13 protein-coding genes and 2 pseudogenes are annotated in these 14,722 nt (G+C 57.7%); 6 read left to right on the top strand and 9 right to left on the bottom strand.

Annotated elements, in window-relative coordinates:
* Nucleotides 1–283: transposase (locus ACFQUU_RS25955; RefSeq protein ID WP_382250501.1), on the top strand; the 283-nt coding region annotated here is incomplete at its 5' end.
* Between the two features lie 16 nt (nucleotides 284–299).
* Here ACFQUU_RS25955 and ACFQUU_RS25950 read toward each other — a convergent pair.
* Nucleotides 300–1,223: a LysR substrate-binding domain-containing protein gene (locus ACFQUU_RS25950; protein ID WP_382251034.1), complete on the bottom strand. Its 924-nt coding sequence runs from the start codon at nucleotides 1,221–1,223 to the stop codon at nucleotides 300–302.
* A gap of 162 nt (nucleotides 1,224–1,385) precedes the next feature.
* On the opposite strand from ACFQUU_RS25950, the gene ACFQUU_RS25945 reads away from it, so the two are divergent.
* The 4 genes from ACFQUU_RS25945 to ACFQUU_RS25930 all read left to right on the top strand — a co-directional run bounded on the left by ACFQUU_RS25945 (nucleotide 1,386) and on the right by ACFQUU_RS25930 (nucleotide 5,207).
* Nucleotides 1,386–2,135: an SDR family NAD(P)-dependent oxidoreductase gene (locus ACFQUU_RS25945; RefSeq protein ID WP_382251033.1), complete on the top strand. Its 750-nt coding sequence runs from the start codon at nucleotides 1,386–1,388 to the stop codon at nucleotides 2,133–2,135.
* A gap of 107 nt (nucleotides 2,136–2,242) precedes the next feature.
* Nucleotides 2,243–3,643, top strand: a complete 1,401-nt coding sequence (locus ACFQUU_RS25940) for an MFS transporter (RefSeq protein WP_382251032.1) — start codon at nucleotides 2,243–2,245, stop codon at nucleotides 3,641–3,643.
* Between the two features lie 17 nt (nucleotides 3,644–3,660).
* Nucleotides 3,661–4,629, top strand: a complete 969-nt coding sequence (locus ACFQUU_RS25935) for a zinc-binding dehydrogenase (RefSeq protein ID WP_382251031.1) — start codon at nucleotides 3,661–3,663, stop codon at nucleotides 4,627–4,629.
* Between the two features lie 143 nt (nucleotides 4,630–4,772).
* Nucleotides 4,773–5,207: a hypothetical protein gene (locus ACFQUU_RS25930; RefSeq protein ID WP_382251030.1), complete on the top strand. Its 435-nt coding sequence runs from the start codon at nucleotides 4,773–4,775 to the stop codon at nucleotides 5,205–5,207.
* 934 nt (nucleotides 5,208–6,141) lie between these two features.
* Here the strand turns inward: ACFQUU_RS25930 and ACFQUU_RS25925 are convergent.
* The 8 genes and pseudogenes from ACFQUU_RS25925 to ACFQUU_RS25890 all read right to left on the bottom strand — a co-directional run bounded on the left by ACFQUU_RS25925 (nucleotide 6,142) and on the right by ACFQUU_RS25890 (nucleotide 12,658).
* Nucleotides 6,142–6,804 (bottom strand): nucleotidyl transferase AbiEii/AbiGii toxin family protein, encoded by a 663-nt coding sequence (locus tag ACFQUU_RS25925; RefSeq protein ID WP_382251029.1) that lies wholly within the window; start codon nucleotides 6,802–6,804, stop codon nucleotides 6,142–6,144.
* A complete protein-coding gene (locus ACFQUU_RS25920; RefSeq protein WP_382251028.1) occupies nucleotides 6,804–7,283 on the bottom strand; it encodes a helix-turn-helix transcriptional regulator in 480 nt (159 codons plus the stop codon). The genes ACFQUU_RS25925 and ACFQUU_RS25920 overlap by 1 nt, the downstream gene beginning before the upstream one ends.
* Before the next feature lie 297 nt (nucleotides 7,284–7,580).
* A pseudogene (locus tag ACFQUU_RS25915) lies at nucleotides 7,581–8,483 on the bottom strand (nucleotidyl transferase AbiEii/AbiGii toxin family protein).
* 112 nt (nucleotides 8,484–8,595) lie between these two features.
* Nucleotides 8,596–8,883 (bottom strand): annotated as a pseudogene (locus ACFQUU_RS25910) (hypothetical protein); the annotation flags it as partial.
* A gap of 43 nt (nucleotides 8,884–8,926) precedes the next feature.
* The gene (locus ACFQUU_RS25905) at nucleotides 8,927–9,856 is read right to left on the bottom strand and encodes an aspartyl/asparaginyl beta-hydroxylase domain-containing protein (protein ID WP_382251027.1); all 930 of its coding nucleotides are present in this window, start codon (nucleotides 9,854–9,856) and stop codon (nucleotides 8,927–8,929) included.
* A gap of 99 nt (nucleotides 9,857–9,955) precedes the next feature.
* Nucleotides 9,956–11,254 carry a PLP-dependent aminotransferase family protein gene (locus tag ACFQUU_RS25900; RefSeq protein ID WP_382251025.1) on the bottom strand — a complete coding sequence of 433 codons (1,299 nt, stop codon included), beginning with the start codon at nucleotides 11,252–11,254 and terminating at the stop codon, nucleotides 9,956–9,958.
* 27 nt (nucleotides 11,255–11,281) lie between these two features.
* The gene (locus tag ACFQUU_RS25895) at nucleotides 11,282–11,893 is read right to left on the bottom strand and encodes a VOC family protein (protein ID WP_382251023.1); all 612 of its coding nucleotides are present in this window, start codon (nucleotides 11,891–11,893) and stop codon (nucleotides 11,282–11,284) included.
* Nucleotides 11,894–11,917: 24 nt separating this feature from the next.
* The gene (locus tag ACFQUU_RS25890; protein ID WP_382251022.1) at nucleotides 11,918–12,658 is read right to left on the bottom strand and encodes a 4'-phosphopantetheinyl transferase family protein; all 741 of its coding nucleotides are present in this window, start codon (nucleotides 12,656–12,658) and stop codon (nucleotides 11,918–11,920) included.
* A gap of 442 nt (nucleotides 12,659–13,100) precedes the next feature.
* Here ACFQUU_RS25890 and ACFQUU_RS25885 point away from each other — a divergent pair, with 442 nt between their 5' ends.
* A complete protein-coding gene (locus tag ACFQUU_RS25885) occupies nucleotides 13,101–14,711 on the top strand; it encodes an MBL fold metallo-hydrolase (RefSeq protein ID WP_382251021.1) in 1,611 nt (536 codons plus the stop codon).
* The last annotated feature ends 11 nt before the right edge of the window (nucleotides 14,712–14,722 follow it).

The following is a 14,722-nucleotide window of genomic DNA, read 5'->3' as shown; positions in this document are numbered from 1 at the left end:
ACGACTTATTGGGGATCGCGCCTACGACAGTGATCCGCTCGATCAAAGGCTGGCACAGCGCGGTATTGAACTGATTGCGCCACATAAGCGAAACCGGAAGAAAGCAGCGACGCAGGACGGGCGAGCGTTGCGGCGTTACACCAGACGCTGGAAAATCGAACGCACCTTCGCATGGCTCAACAAGTTCAAGCGCGTGCTTACCCGATGGGACCGCTGCATCGAACATTACACTGCCTTTGTTCATCTTGCGCTCGCCATGATTCTGCTCCGAAGGTATTTATGAAATCAGTTCTAGATTTTTACGGTCGAATCTTTTCTACGTTTTTACCCAGCTTAGCAAACAGTTCCGCCACCCAGTCGACGAAGACGCGTACTCGCGCGCTGAGGTGGCGGTTTGGCAGGTAGACAATGCTCATCGGATGTGGCGGCGTCGACCAGTCCGGAAGGATCGGCACCAAACGGCCGGCATCGATGTGCGGTTGTGCCATGAACGTCAGCGTATGCACGATGCCTAGTCCGGCGAGGCCGGCGGCAAGGTAGGCATTGGAATCGTTCACTGCGAGAAAATGCTGTCCCTTCACAACAACCTTCTCGTCACGGCGTGCCAATTCGATTGGTGCCTTTCGTCCGGAGCCAGCGAAAAAGTAGCGCACCAGTAAATGCCCGTTATCCAGGTCGACAGGGTGTTGCGGCGTGCCGTGCCGGGTTAGGTAGTCCGGCGTCGCGCACAACACGTATTGCAGGGTGCCGATGCGCCGCGCAATCAGCGAAGGGTCGGTGATCTCTCCGCCACGCACGACGCAGTCGACGCGATCGTGCACCAGGTCGACGGAACGATCGCTGACGCCGATGTCGAGCTGCAAGCCCGGGTATCTGGCTTGGAAATCGGGCAGCGCTGGAATCACCAGCAGCGCGGCCATCGTCGTACCCATGTCTACTCGCAGCCTGCCACGTGGCGCACCGTGCGCTGCGGACAGCTCGGATTCGGCATCCTGCCATTCGTCTAGCACGCGCGCGATGCGCGCGTAGTACGCGGCACCGTCGTTCGTCAGCGTGACTCGACGTGTAGTACGGTGGAACAGGCGCATACCCAAATGCGCCTCGAGGCTTTGCACCAGCTTGGTCAGCGTGTTACGCGGCAAATCGAGTGCGGCCGCAGTGCGTACGAAGCTGCCGGTATCAGCCACACCGACGAATGCGCGCACGGCTAGATAGTAATCCATATCCACCTCTATCCAGAACAGAAACCGTAAATTATCCATCAAATAGGAACAGTGCTGCCCGATTTTCAATCTTTATCATAACCCGAGTACCTAATATATTGGGTCCATCGCAGGCCGAAATCAGGCAATTCCTGCCGGATGGCCTCTTATTGGAGCTCAAACATGAACCAGGTACTCAAAGGCAAGGTTGCCCTCGTCACCGGCGGATCACGCGGCATTGGCGCCGCCATCGTCCGCCGTCTCGCCGCGCAGGGTGCGGATGTGGCGTTCAGTTATGCAAATGCAGAAGACCGTGCCCGCGCGGTGGTCGCGGACATCGAAGGGACGGGCGTGCGGGCGCTGGCGGTGCAAGCCAACCAGGGTGATGCGCAGCAGGTTGCGTCGTTGGTGCGCCGTGTGCACGAACACTTCGGCCGACTCGACATCCTCGTCAACAGCGCCGGCGTTTACGTCACAGGCCCGGTCGATGATGTTCAGGCGGACATCTCCGCGTTCGAGTGGCAATACAAGGTCAATGTCGACGGCGTCGTTGCGGCTGTGCGTGCTGCGGCACCGCTGTTGGCGGACGGCGGGCGCATCGTTTCGATCGGCACCACCGGCGCGCTCCGCGCACCGTTCCCCGGCATTGGCGATTACGTGGCCACCAAGGCTGCGGTGACCGCTTACAGCCGCGCCTGGGCGCGCGACCTTGGTGCACGCAACATCACCGTCAATGTCGTGCATCCAGGCGCCATCAATACGGAGATGAACCCGCAGACGGCCGACCACGCGCCGATGCTGGCGCAGATGGCCGCACTGGGCCGCTACGGCCAGCCGGAGGATATCGCCGGCGCGGTCGCGTTCCTAGTCGGACCGGATGCGGGCTACGTCACCGGCAGCGCCATCACCGTCGATGGCGGCCAACTGACCTGATGTTCTCGTGGGCCGGCCACGGCAGGCCCTTCCTTTTTCTTACAAAAACACCGAATATGATGCCTCACGCCGCCACTACCCCGAACGCAGCGAGCCAGCGCTGGAGCTTGTTTTTGCTGGCCTTCGCCCACCTGATCCTCGCGATCGATTTCACGATCGTCTACATCGCGCTGCCGGAACTCGGCGGTGCGCTCGGCTTTTCCGGGCATAGCTTACAGTGGGTCATCCACGGCTATACGGTGGCGTTCGGCGGCTTCTTGCTGCTGGGCGGCCGAGCCTCCGACCTGCTTGGACGCCGCCGCGTCTTCATGCTGGCGCTCGCACTGTTCGGCCTCGCCTCGCTGCTCGGCGGCCTGGCAGCGCAGCCGCTAACGATAGTGCTGGCGCGCGCACTGCAAGGCATTGGTGCGGCCTTCATCTTTCCATCCACGCTGGCACTGATCAACGCACTGTTCACCGAGGGCCAGCCGCGAGTCAGGGCGCTCGCGATCTGGAGCCTGTTCGGCTCGAGCGGGCTGGCGCTCGGATCACTTCTGGGCGGCGTGCTGGTCGCGCTGTTCGGATGGGAGTCGGTGTTCCTCGTTAACGTCCCGCTTACTCTCCTGACGGCGCTGGGCGCACTGATGACGATGCCCCGTGACTTACCACGGACCGATCACCGCACCTTTGACGCGGCAGGCGCCGCCGCCGTGACGCTCGGCGCTACGCTGCTGGTTGCCGCACTAGTCGAGGGCGGTAGCTTGGGCTGGACGGCGCCATCGGTTGCGTCCGCCGCCGCCCTTGCCGTGCTGGCATTCGCCGCGTTCGGCTGGATCGAGCAGCGCGGCAGCTCACCGCTGATGCCGATGCGACTGCTTGCGAGCCGCAACCTGCGCATCGCGAGCGCGCTCACCGCAATCTTCATGGGCACGTTCATGGCGCTGCCGTATTTCGAGACGCTGCTGTTCCAGCACGCCTTTGGCTACACCCCGATGTACACCGGCCTGGCATTTCTGGCACCATGCTTGGCGCAGGCGGCCGGGACCCAGATGAGCGCACGCGTCACGCGGCGCTACGGCATGCGTCTCACGATCGTGTTCGGTTTCGCGCTGGGCGCGGTGGGCACTGCGGCACTAGCGGGCGGCATCGGCGCGGGCGGGGGCTACGCCGCGTTGCTACCCGGCCTCGTCGTAGCCGCGATAGGACAGGGCATTGCTTGGGGGCCGATCTGGATCGCCGTCGGCGCTGGCGTGCCGGTACAGGAGCAGGGCGTCGCCTCTGCCGTGGCGTCGACCACGTTCCAGGTTGGCGGTGCGATCGGCCTGGCACTGCTCGTCGCGCTCGCCGGAAACCTCGACAGCCCCCATGTAGTTCAGGCCGGCGCCAGCCTCGCTGCGCTCGGTGCCACCGCGGGAGTCGTGCTCGCGGCGCTGCTAGCCTTTCTATTACGCGATCCAGCATCTGCTGCCGCGGCCGTACCGGCCGCGCAGGTGGAGAAAGCGCCCCAACGCAGTCGATCCATTCATTGACCTTCAAGGAGAACGCCATGCATCATCGCGTCCGCATCTATGAACAGGGCTCACCCGACGTGCTGCGCTACGAAGAAACGCCGGAGGTTGCGGCCGGCCCAGCTCCCGGTGAGGTACGTCTCCGGCAAAAGGCGATCGGCCTAAACTTCGTCGATACCATGTTCCGTGACGGCACATTCGCAGTGCCGCTGCCGTTCACGCCTGGCGTCGAAGGCGCCGGCATTGTCGATGCAGTGGGCCCAGGCGTGGCGGACTTCATTCCCGGTGACCGTGTTGCGTACTTCTACGCGCCGGGCGCCTACGAGGAGATCCGCGACGTGCCGGCGGCGGCGCTCGTCCGCCTGCCGGAGGATATTGGCACGCTGCAGGCGGCAACGCTGCTGGCAAAGGGGCTGACGGCGTGGATGGCGATCCGCCGCGCCCACGTGCTACAGCCAGGGGAAGTGGCGTACGTGACCGGCGCGACCGGCAGCGTCGGTTCGCTGCTGGCGCGTTGGGCGCAGCGCGACGGCGCGACGGTGATTGCCGCAGTTTCGGCTGCGGGTGCAGCGCGTGCGCGCGAACTCGGGCTGCGGCACGTCGTGGTGCCCGGCGATGGCGATCTGGCGGGGCACGTTCGCGCCATTGCCGGCCGCGGCAACGTCGACGTCGTCTACGAATTCGTCGGCCGAGCCACGTTTGCCCAGTCGGCCGGGCTGTTGCGCGAAGGCGGCACGCTGGTCCATGTCGGCAATGCCTCCGGGGCGGCAAAGGTCAATCACGACGCGCTCGCCGCGCGGCGGATCCGCTACGTGCAACCGGCGACACCGGCCTACGTGCGTGACGCGGATACTCTGAACATGGCCACCGGGGAGCTGTGGGCGACGCTGCGCAGTGGAGTGTTTGGCGACCTCGAGATGGTCCGCTACCCGCTTGCCGATGTGGCACGAGCGCATGAGGACATTGCGCAACGTCGGCTTGCCGGGCTGGCTGTGCTGGTTCCGTAAGTACCATGGCGCGATGTTCCTGCCGGCAAGGAAGCAGTCCGAGGCGATCGCGATTTGTGAAGCCCCGCCGCAACCGCACTGATCACGTGGCCAGGAAGCGCTGCGCCAGTTTCTGCTCGCGGAACTGTTCGGTCACGAAGTCCATGAAGGCGCGCGCCCTGCCTCAGCAAGAAGCGGAGGCAGCGATCAGTGCGTGCGCACTCAACATCATGACCCATCTGGGCTGCCGTGCTCCGGCAAAAGGATTAACACACAAAGATGTAGACGACTATGCAGCCCGTGCCCAGCAACTCGAAGCGGAATTACAGGTTTGTGGGGCTAGATATTCGCCTACCTACACAGCGCTTGCGGAAAAGCTCGATCGAAAGTTCTTCTCCTTGCTTGATGCAGCTAATGTAGATCTACAGGATCGTGGTCTCCATTACCGTAAGATCGAGGCGTATATGAGTCTGGGAAAAGCCACGGATAATGGACCTGAGCAGGAGAGGTCTTGCGCGGCGACGCAAACATTATCGGAGCGGCAGATTACCAATATGGACGAGAAGATTATGAAGCTCAAGAGGGGGCTGGGACGGTGAAAGAGACGAAAGAGCAAAGTGACTAAGGGCGATTGCTTACTATCGACGAATCTCTACGACGATCGATCTAAGCGTACCGTTGAGGTTTCTGATCTAAGCAGGTCCGCAAAAGTTTTTTGAAATAAGCCGCGCTTGTGGTCTTCAGCAGGAGGCGAGTTTCAGCCGTTGCGGGTGAGGACGCAAGGAATGACAATGCGAACCCGTACCTACTTAATGGTTGATTGCACTTATATCTGAAAAATATTCATTGATGCAGGAGGTAATATGCCGAACGTACCGTTTATTTTCGAGCATGAGATGGAAGCGCTGCTCGAAGCATTGAGACGCGATCTCCGTACAGAACAAGAGAAGGCGCAAAGAGACACCCAGCATCGTGAATGGCATATAGGTAATGTACGGTATGCAATGCGCTTACTTGAGGTACTAAAACCCCGTGGACCCGAGAGGCTGACGTATCGCCCAATCGCGCGAGCCGCCTAAACAACCTCGTCCGTCACTTACACCGAGTAAATCTCGTTCATGAACATTCCACAGTCAGACACTACAATTGTGAGCAAGTGCGGGCGCAGTCGTCCGTCGCCGCTGTACCGCAATCGCGCCCGAAGTGCTCGAGGTTGCATTTCCATTAGATCGACCTTACTCATGATGTATCTTCGATTTTATTGAAGACTACGAGCGCGGTTTATCCAAAAAACTTTTGCAGATCTGCTTAGCTTGTTTTCAGGACGCCATATTGCGCGAGCTGGATGCTCCTCTCAGTTAGTAAGGTAAAAATATCCGTGACTAGCGTACTAGGATGAGACAGTGGGACTTGATTTTACATAACCGTTATTCTGATCCTTTTTGCCAATCCGCAGGAAAGAACACCAACGTAGTGATCGCCGTTGTTCGTAAAATGAAATGCTGCGTAATGATTGGAGGCTGAACGACGCGATTAACGTTGCAGTGCCAAGTTGTTGAGAAACTTCGTCGCCTTTTCTACACATTCGTCATAGTGCGGATGGTAGTTCAATGTTCGGATGTCGTTAAAGCGGCGCGATAGCGGAGTTGCGTTTGCAGTCAGTTCATGAAGAAAAATCTCGCGATGACGCAGCAGGAATGGTGCTGCCTTTTGTAGATCGTCGGGTTCGCGGTCGATCACGCAGCAGAGATCGAAAAGGTCGCGAGGCGTTGGCCTGTCACCACGGTGCCACATCTTCTTGGCTACGATTTCCGCAGCTGACTCTACCTTGACCGGGTGCTCCAGAAGCATCCAATCTTCATACGGATTATCCGTCAGGTTTGGCGACGCGACGATGTCAATTTCTCCCTCAGGCAGGAACAGTTTGACGTACTGACTTCCTTCGTCATAGTCCTCGGTGACAGAGGCCGCGACATCGGAGAGGCGGGGCGTGACATATCCAAGATATTGCGGATCAGGAACGAAAAGATCGATATCCTTGGAAAGACGATGTTCATAGCGCAACATGAGCACCGTCCCTCCACCGAAGGTCCAGAACGGCTTGCTGTGGCCGTGTCGCTTGACGTCTTCCATCAAGAGCAGCGCCTTGCGGAACAGATTCCGCCATGGGCCATCAGGTAATGCGGCTGGAACCATTATTGCCACACCTGGCGGTATAAATGCAGGTTCCGTGACCAGACGGCCAGGTGCTTCCAGATCTGCCTGGGTGGTACGTCACGGGTCGCAGCCGCTTCTTCCACGGCCTGAACGACGACAGATAGAGGCGTTTCGTCCAGCAGGGTGGCTACTGGTGCTTCCAGCTCGTCCGGCAGCTCGCCGCTTGTAAGCACCTCTGCAAGTTGCGCCGGCGTCATCTCATGCTGATAACTTACACTGGCACTGATTGATGCCTTCAGCAGGCCGCGATGCGGCCGAGCGTCTTGTAGATCGAGTGACAAGCCAAGCAGATGGAGCAGCGAAATTAGTTTGGCAGCACCGAGGTCCTTGAGCTTTCCGGCTTCAAGCTGGTTAATGGTCAGACGTGACAAGCCGGCGAGGCGCGCCAATTGCGCTTGCGTCAGTTGCAATGCTGTACGGCGTTCGCCGATCCGACGTCCGATTTCTGCGAGTTGCATGGCTTGATAGAGTGTTCCATAATCGATAAATGTAAAATATATCTTACATTTAGCTTCGCTATTTAGCAATGTCAGGCTGGATAAAACGCCAGAACTCTATTATTGAAACAAGGAAAGCAGGATCTGTGTGATAGCGGTTTCATGTGCAATTTGCGAGGGATCCTTCCTACCAAAGCGGGCAATTTTGCATTTATGCAACAAAGGTCGCTAATTAAGATTATGTAAAATGATATGTGTGCACTAAGGTTTAACAGTTTGTAATTCCTAAGAATCTTCCACTCATCGCATACGCCGTGCTTACAACGGGTGACCGTTTGCCTTATTTTGGATGCGCAGACAGCGTTCAATGATTTTTTCAAACGGCAATGCATGACGAATCAGAATACCAGCATCCGTCATCGCTTCATAATCTGCTTCCAAAGCCGCTAGTCCGTTTGACTCAAGTATGAGCGTTAAATGACCTCCAACGGCGCGATGGTAATCGATGGCCTGTCCATTTTTATCCTTCTCGATGAAAAACATGGCCTTATGGTCAGCAACCATCTTTCTAACATCATGGGCGGTTAGGACGCCATCAAGATACGGTGTGTTTTCATAGGCTGTTAGATCGTACCAATGCCGTGCGTAACGGTCACCTCGCAGGCGCTCCTGCAGGCAATAGACGTGCGCTGCTGTTGCCTTCTCCCAAAAGGTGCGCTCAATAGTCATCACCAGCGGATGCGCAATCGGAAAGGCCAGTTGCGGAAACAACGACGCCATGTCGCACATGATCGTTTTCTTTTCATGAGGCTCACCCGTCGCCCTTCCGCCGAACTCCAACTGGACAGAAGGTGAAACATAGCCCGTGCCCAACTAGATGGCGTCGTAATGGATATACAACTTGTCCCCATTGCTCCCGCCTTGCTCACAACGTGCTGGAAGACCATCCCGCTGCAAACCCGCTTCAATGATAGGAATGACGTTATCGTGAATCCATTCAGGCAGGCGTGCATTTACATGATCGGTGCATTTTTTTGCCTGGCTTCGGGTCGACGGCAACGAGTTCTGAACGGTAATCAGGTCGCCGATAAGATGCCGAATGTTATAGGTCAGGTGAATGTCTTCAGAGAAGCGATCAATCAACTGATAGGCTTTTGATAAAGATGTCCCTCCCTTGAAAGTCAATCCCTGGCCTAAAGGTGTGTCGAATAAAGTCGACAAGGTCCATACAACCTAGAAGTCCTTGTCAAGGAGGTCGGCTGGTCTATCCAGTTGATCAGCGGCGATAGCCAATATTTCGGCAGGTTCGTTTGCCGGCAGAGAAAGATATGATTCAGGCATGACTCATTGCGCCGCCTACTGCCTTGGTCATCCAGGACGGCAAGCTCGCGCGTACGGCAGTGAGTTTTCCCCAATCTTCAGAAGGCAGTTGTTGCCGAATCTTTGGCAATACCTCACTTAGGTGCTCTTTCCCTAGCCACGCCATCGCACGAACCGCCATGCCAGCGCGGGATGTGCCTAGGATAAGCTGCCATCGTGGCGCATGTCGGACGACAATGATGCGCCTTCCCAGGTGCAGCGTGCGGCTGGGACCAGACGACACGAACACTTCCTTTACCGGTACTTGAGTGGCGTTGAACCTCCATCAAGCGGCTTGGACATCATCAACTCTCGACCTTTCCCCAATATTTTTGCATCAATGCGTCGTTGTCGCTCTCCCAAAAGCGTTGGAAAAGTACGGAACGAAGCGGGCTGTACGGGCAGCCTTCAGGTACGCGGATATTGATGAACCATTCACGAATCTCCCGCTTCCTGAAGCCTGCGGTGATAGCGTCAATTTCGACCTTCGAGAGGCCCGGGTGCCACAGGTCCACGATGAGAACAACCCGCTGTTGTGATGAGCCGTTATAGGTTTCGTGGCGATACGAATCCGAAAAGAACAGCACTTCTTTCTCTTTCCAAGTCAAAGTCTCCCCGGCCACCCGCAGCCAGCAACCGGCTGGCACCCGCAATCCTAAGTGGCAGCGAATCCGAAAGCTATCAACGCTGTAATGCGGCAACAGATGCGTCCTGGGTTCGTGCGACGAGAAGATCATGTCGCTCCATGGATAGACGTGGCTTGAAAGAGAAAGGGATTCGACAATTTTGGTCGTCCTCGGAACCCGTTCCGCCGGGGGAAGCCGCTCGCCCATGTGATAGATCGGAAACACGTCCCAGCGCCCGCCGTTGAGCCCGCCCTCGGTATAGGCGTGGTAGTCGATGCCATCGGCTTCGGCGAGAATGATTTGGTAGGAAGCCTTCAGCGCCTCGGCAGCATCCGCCAGTGCGCTAAAGTCGTTGACGGAGTAAACGGCCCGATAGTCGAGCCCGGGGAAGATCGGTAGTAGACTCGTGTCCTGGTGCAGCGCCTTGGTTTCGTGGCTTGTTCCCTCAAGAATGGACAGATAGTGCTTAACACGATCAAGCTCTGAGCCGGCCGACATCACGCGGTCATAGTAATCGCCTGCTTTCATCACTTCAATGATACGTGACCAGATAGCCTCGCGCGCCGCTGTGGCAGAATTCGTGTTCGATAATTTTAATGGACGATTCATAAAGTTTTCCGGGTAACCGTTCGATCTGCCAATCGTTTCTGCTCACGTGAACGAAGCTGGGTGATGATGCGCCTTGCTGTCGCGGCCGACTTACAGCCCTCATTCACGCCTGCCGTGCAGGCGCGCTGTCACAAACCTCCCTAAGCGCTCAATGCCTGTTCTGATTTGCTCGGGTTCCGAATTGCTGAATGCCAAGCGTACCTGATTGCGACCGTCTTCTCCCAGTGCGAAAAATGAAAGCGGCATGGTCAGCACCCCGTATTCGCTTGCGCAAATCTCGGCCTCCTCGCGCCCGAACTTGAATGGCAGGCGCAGAGTCAGGAAAAAACCTCCATCCGGTTGGTTCCACGAGACCATGTCTTTATGTGCGGAAAATGCAAATGCCAAGCTGTCGAGCATGGCATTGCGATTCGTGCGGTAATGTTGGATCACCGGAGCAATCAAGTCGCGCAGACTGCACGCTTGAGAAAGCAGGATCGCGCCGGCGATGGCTTGGCCGATCTGGCTGGTATTGACCGTCACGAAGCTCTTAGCCTGGGACAAGGCGTCAAGCATACCGGCACCGGACTGCCCGCCCGGCATTTCGCCTTCTGGTACGACGGCAAAGCCTACACGCAGGCCGGGGCAGATTGTCTTCGAGTAGGTGCCGAGGTAGACCACGCAAGCCTTGGTATCCAACGAGAACATGGTCGGCACCGACTTGCCGTTATACCTAAACATTCCGTAGGGATTGTCCTCAAGAATGACGATGCCGTTACGCGCGCAGACCTCAATCATCTGTAGACGTGCGTCGCGCGACAGCACAGTACCGGTCGGGTTATCGAAGTCCGGCACGAGATAGAGCAGGCGCGGCCGTTTGCCTTCATACCGCGCATTCCGGATCGCTTGTTCCAGCGCGTCGGCCGGCGGGGTGGAGTCGTCGACGACGAACGGCGCGATCGGGATTCCATTCAGATCGGCGATACCAGTAATACCGATGTAGGCCGGGCTGCGTGAAAGGATGATGTCGTCCGGATGCCGGCACAAGCGGGTTACGCACAGGTTCATCGCTTCCTGGCATCCCGCGGTCACGACTATCTGGGCCGGCTTGCACGAGACACCTTCGTCGAGGGCAAGCTGGCGTGCTATCAGATCGCACATGATGCCGTTGGTGCGTCCATATTGCCCGATGAGATTGCGCGCCGTTTCGAGCGAAAGTCCATTCTGCGTTGCAAAATACTCAACGAACAGGGGAAGACGGTTTATCCAGGCTTCAAGGTTGAAGAATTGTTCGGCCGGACGCCCCGACGCGAACGAGATCGCGGACGGATAGTTCTGCGCAACTTCGTTGAGAAAATTCATCACGTTGAGCCGCGACGAACCGATGGTGTTGCCTGTTCTGGCGGAAGGTATGGTCATGTTTAAATACCCTAGTTCGACTAGTCGCTAGTAGGTGCCTTTCTTCTCAAGCTGCGAGAAGAGTTCCTGTACATTTTCCTGAAGAAACCCATCCTCACCGGTTCGCTCAATGAATTCGAAGCACATGCCCGAATTGTGATCACGGCTCGAAAAAACTTGGCGCAGGCCGGCTCCCTTGATCACATTTGTGTCGAACGACATGCCTTGCAACGCGAGATCTTCCGCCGTCATTTCGACGTCGTCGACGGCCAGCGCGATGTGGGCAAGTCCGGGTCCGAAGTTTTCGATCAACCTAGAGACCTGTGACGCCGGTTCCGTCCCCTGGCATAGGACAAACTTGATCTGGTTGTGCTCCAACTCTGCGGAAATCATGCCGGTACGGTCTCCCTTGATGGTGCGTCGCCGGACCAAGGTAAAACCGAGCACATGGGTAAACAAATGCACGGCCTGCTCAAGATCGTGAACCGCAAGGGCGATATGGTCGATCTTGGTGTACCTACGTGCGGCACAGGTGGCTACATCGTTGACAGCATCGTCGACGGCCTCGGCAGCCGCCTTCTCTTTCGGGTTCTCTCTCACGTCGTCTCCACTCTCCATGAATTCCGGATACCAGGCACCCGGTTCGCTGCCACTTTTCACATCGCCACACCCGCCGAAACAGTCTTACGGAACGCCACGGTGAAAAGCAATGCGAGCCGGCGACCCCTCGTAAACCAGTGCCGCCGCATAATTAGCGGCGCCCTCCCCGATCGTGTCGAGCTCAGCAAATTGCCAGTCACGCTGGCCGACCATAGACCGTTCCGCCCGCAGGAGGCGGGCTCGGCCCGGTCGGATGTCGACCGAAAAATCCTTAAGCTCGCATGTGATCCCGAGCCCCAGTGCCTTGACGAACGCTTCCTTGCGAACCCAGCAGCGAAAGAAGCCGTCCGGCTGCAGGGACGCCGGCAAGGCTTTAATCGCCGCCTGCTCGTCTTCGCTGAATATGCGCGCAATGCCGTCGAGATCGGGCATATTTCGTTCCACCATCTCGATGTCGATTCCGATACGTCGGCCGCACGTCAGCGCGACCAGCGCAAGTGCGCCGGAATGGGATAGGTTGAATTGCCAGTTGCGGTTCATCGCATCGTCCAGTTCCGGTTTCCCCCTATCGGTATAGCGAAACATCACCAGTGAAGGGGGAAGATTAAGCACATTGCCGAGCAGCATGCGCAAAACTGCACGCGCGACGATGTAGCGGTTGCGATGCACTTCGAACCGGAATTGTCGCGCATGCGTGCGCTCATCCTCATGAAGGAAGCCCGCGAGCCGGGCAACCGTCTCGGCTTCACGATCGAGCGCGAACTCCCATACCTGGATGACCTCGTCCAATGCTCCCACTGCAGTCTGTCCCTCCCGTCTCTTCATACTCCGACATTAGGAAATCATCACGGCATCCTGTTAGCCTGTCGTAACCCGGGTTCCGTCCACGGCAAAGGCGTGCCAATTTCCCGCATAAGGCGTTCTGCAGCAGATTGCGTGCCACGTCCCGGATCGCACCTAAAAACCTAGAAAATAAAGGTCTTTTGGCTAAAGAGCGATCCCGTAACTACGCGCCTAGGGCGGAATTCCGGACGGATTGCAACCCAATTCCGAAAAACGTAACTAGCTCCCGCACTGCAACCGCTCCACCCTTGCCATGGGCACGCCGCATTTAAAAGACTGTTAGCGCTCTCTATGTCGGCCTGTCGGCGGGCGGCCTTCTCCGCCAGCCCAATTCTGACCAAGGCACGCTTCATGCATTGGTGTAGCGATTCTTTTAGCCCGGGGCAGATGCGGTCGCGGAAGCAAGGACTACCAAGGAGAACGAATGAAATACCTGAAGAAGAACGTCGCATTTGAACCGCTCATTTGCCGGTGGTATGCCTGGCCCTTCCTCGTATCGCCAGCCACGTTTGCGATGGTCGCAAAAAACCGTATGATCCCACTGCTCGAATCGTTCATCGAGGACCCGGACTTTCATAGGGAGTCGGCCAGGGATCCGGCCCTGCTCGGGGGTACCTTCATTGATTTCCCCGGCGATGTGGGCCTGGCCGAGGCGCTTCTGGACAAGCTGAAAGACGATTTACATGAACAACTCGCCTTCGCCGATGCGCTAGTCCTGGCTAACGATTTGCTGATCCGTGACGGCAACGGCGGTACCCTGGAAAACCTGTACGAGAAGATGCCGAAGCCGTTGCGCGGCGCGGTGGAACTTGGTTATGACCTCAACAACAATCCATCATTGCGGGTGTTCGAATCGCTGCTGTATGCCAGTTCGCTTTACAAACCTGCGCTGCAATCGGTTTTTCTGCGCCTTGTCACCTCCGAGGCACGCCCTTTCGTGCTGACCACGCCGCTCATCGATGCATCGGGCGGCCTGCTCATCAACGCAGCGTTTTCGGACGGCATCTACGATACGCTGGCAAGGTCGCGAGAACAGGGATTGAACGAGGACGAATACCACGCGCTCAAAACCGAGCTTTCCGGCCGGGCGGAAGGGGGCGAGCGCTTGGATGACTATTTCACCGACGAGGCGCCACCGCGCCGGTATGAGCAGTACGACGGCGACGGCATGCGCGTACGCTATTTCGGCCACGCGACGCTCCTGATCGACGACGGCGTTACCACGATTATGAGCGACCCCAGTGTGGGTTACGAGGGAACCGCCGCTCTCGACTATTACAGCTTCTCCGATCTTCCCGATCGTATCGACTACGTTCTGATCACCCATAACCACCAGGACCACGTTCTATTCGAAGTCCTGCTGCAACTGCGCCATAAGATCGGCACGATCGTCGTTCCGAAGTGTCACGGCGGTTTCGTGCAGGACCCTTCGCTGAAACTGGTGCTCGAAAAGGCCGGCTTCACTTCGGTGGTGGAACTGGACGATCTGGAAGTACTGCCGGTCCCGGGCGGCGCTATCACCGGCCTGCCCTTTCTCGGCGAGCATTGCGACCTCCATATCCGGACCAAGCTTGGATACCAGGTCGAACTGCGCGGGCAACGGGCAATGTGCCTCGCCGATTCGAATAACCTCGACCCGGTAATGTACGAACGTCTTTCCAGGCTGCTACCGAATCCGGATCTCATCTTCATTGGCATGGAATGCACCGGCGGTCCGATGTCCTGGCTGTACGGTGACCTGCTGACGCGCCGGCTGCGCCGCGAGCACGATCAATCGCGGCGGCTGAACGGCTCCAATTTCGAAAAGGCAAGCAGGATTGTGGATCAGTTCAAACCGTCCGGTGTATTCGTGTACGCAATGGGTGCGGAGCCATGGTTTACCCACATCACCAGCATCCTCTACAACGAGCAGTCGCCACCGATCGTCGAGTCGAACAAGCTGATCGAGCATTGCCGGGGCCGCGATGTGGTGGCCGAGCGCTTGTTTGGCAAGCGCGAGATCGTCGTTGCCGACCACCGCTTGCGCTTCACCTGAGCACGGCGCCA

Source organism: Herbaspirillum sp. GCM10030257 (genome assembly GCF_042666555.1).
Classification (GTDB): domain Bacteria; phylum Pseudomonadota; class Gammaproteobacteria; order Burkholderiales; family Burkholderiaceae_D; genus Noviherbaspirillum.
Note: the sequence above shows the minus strand (reverse complement) of the source record. Positions and strands in the feature narration are given on the sequence as shown.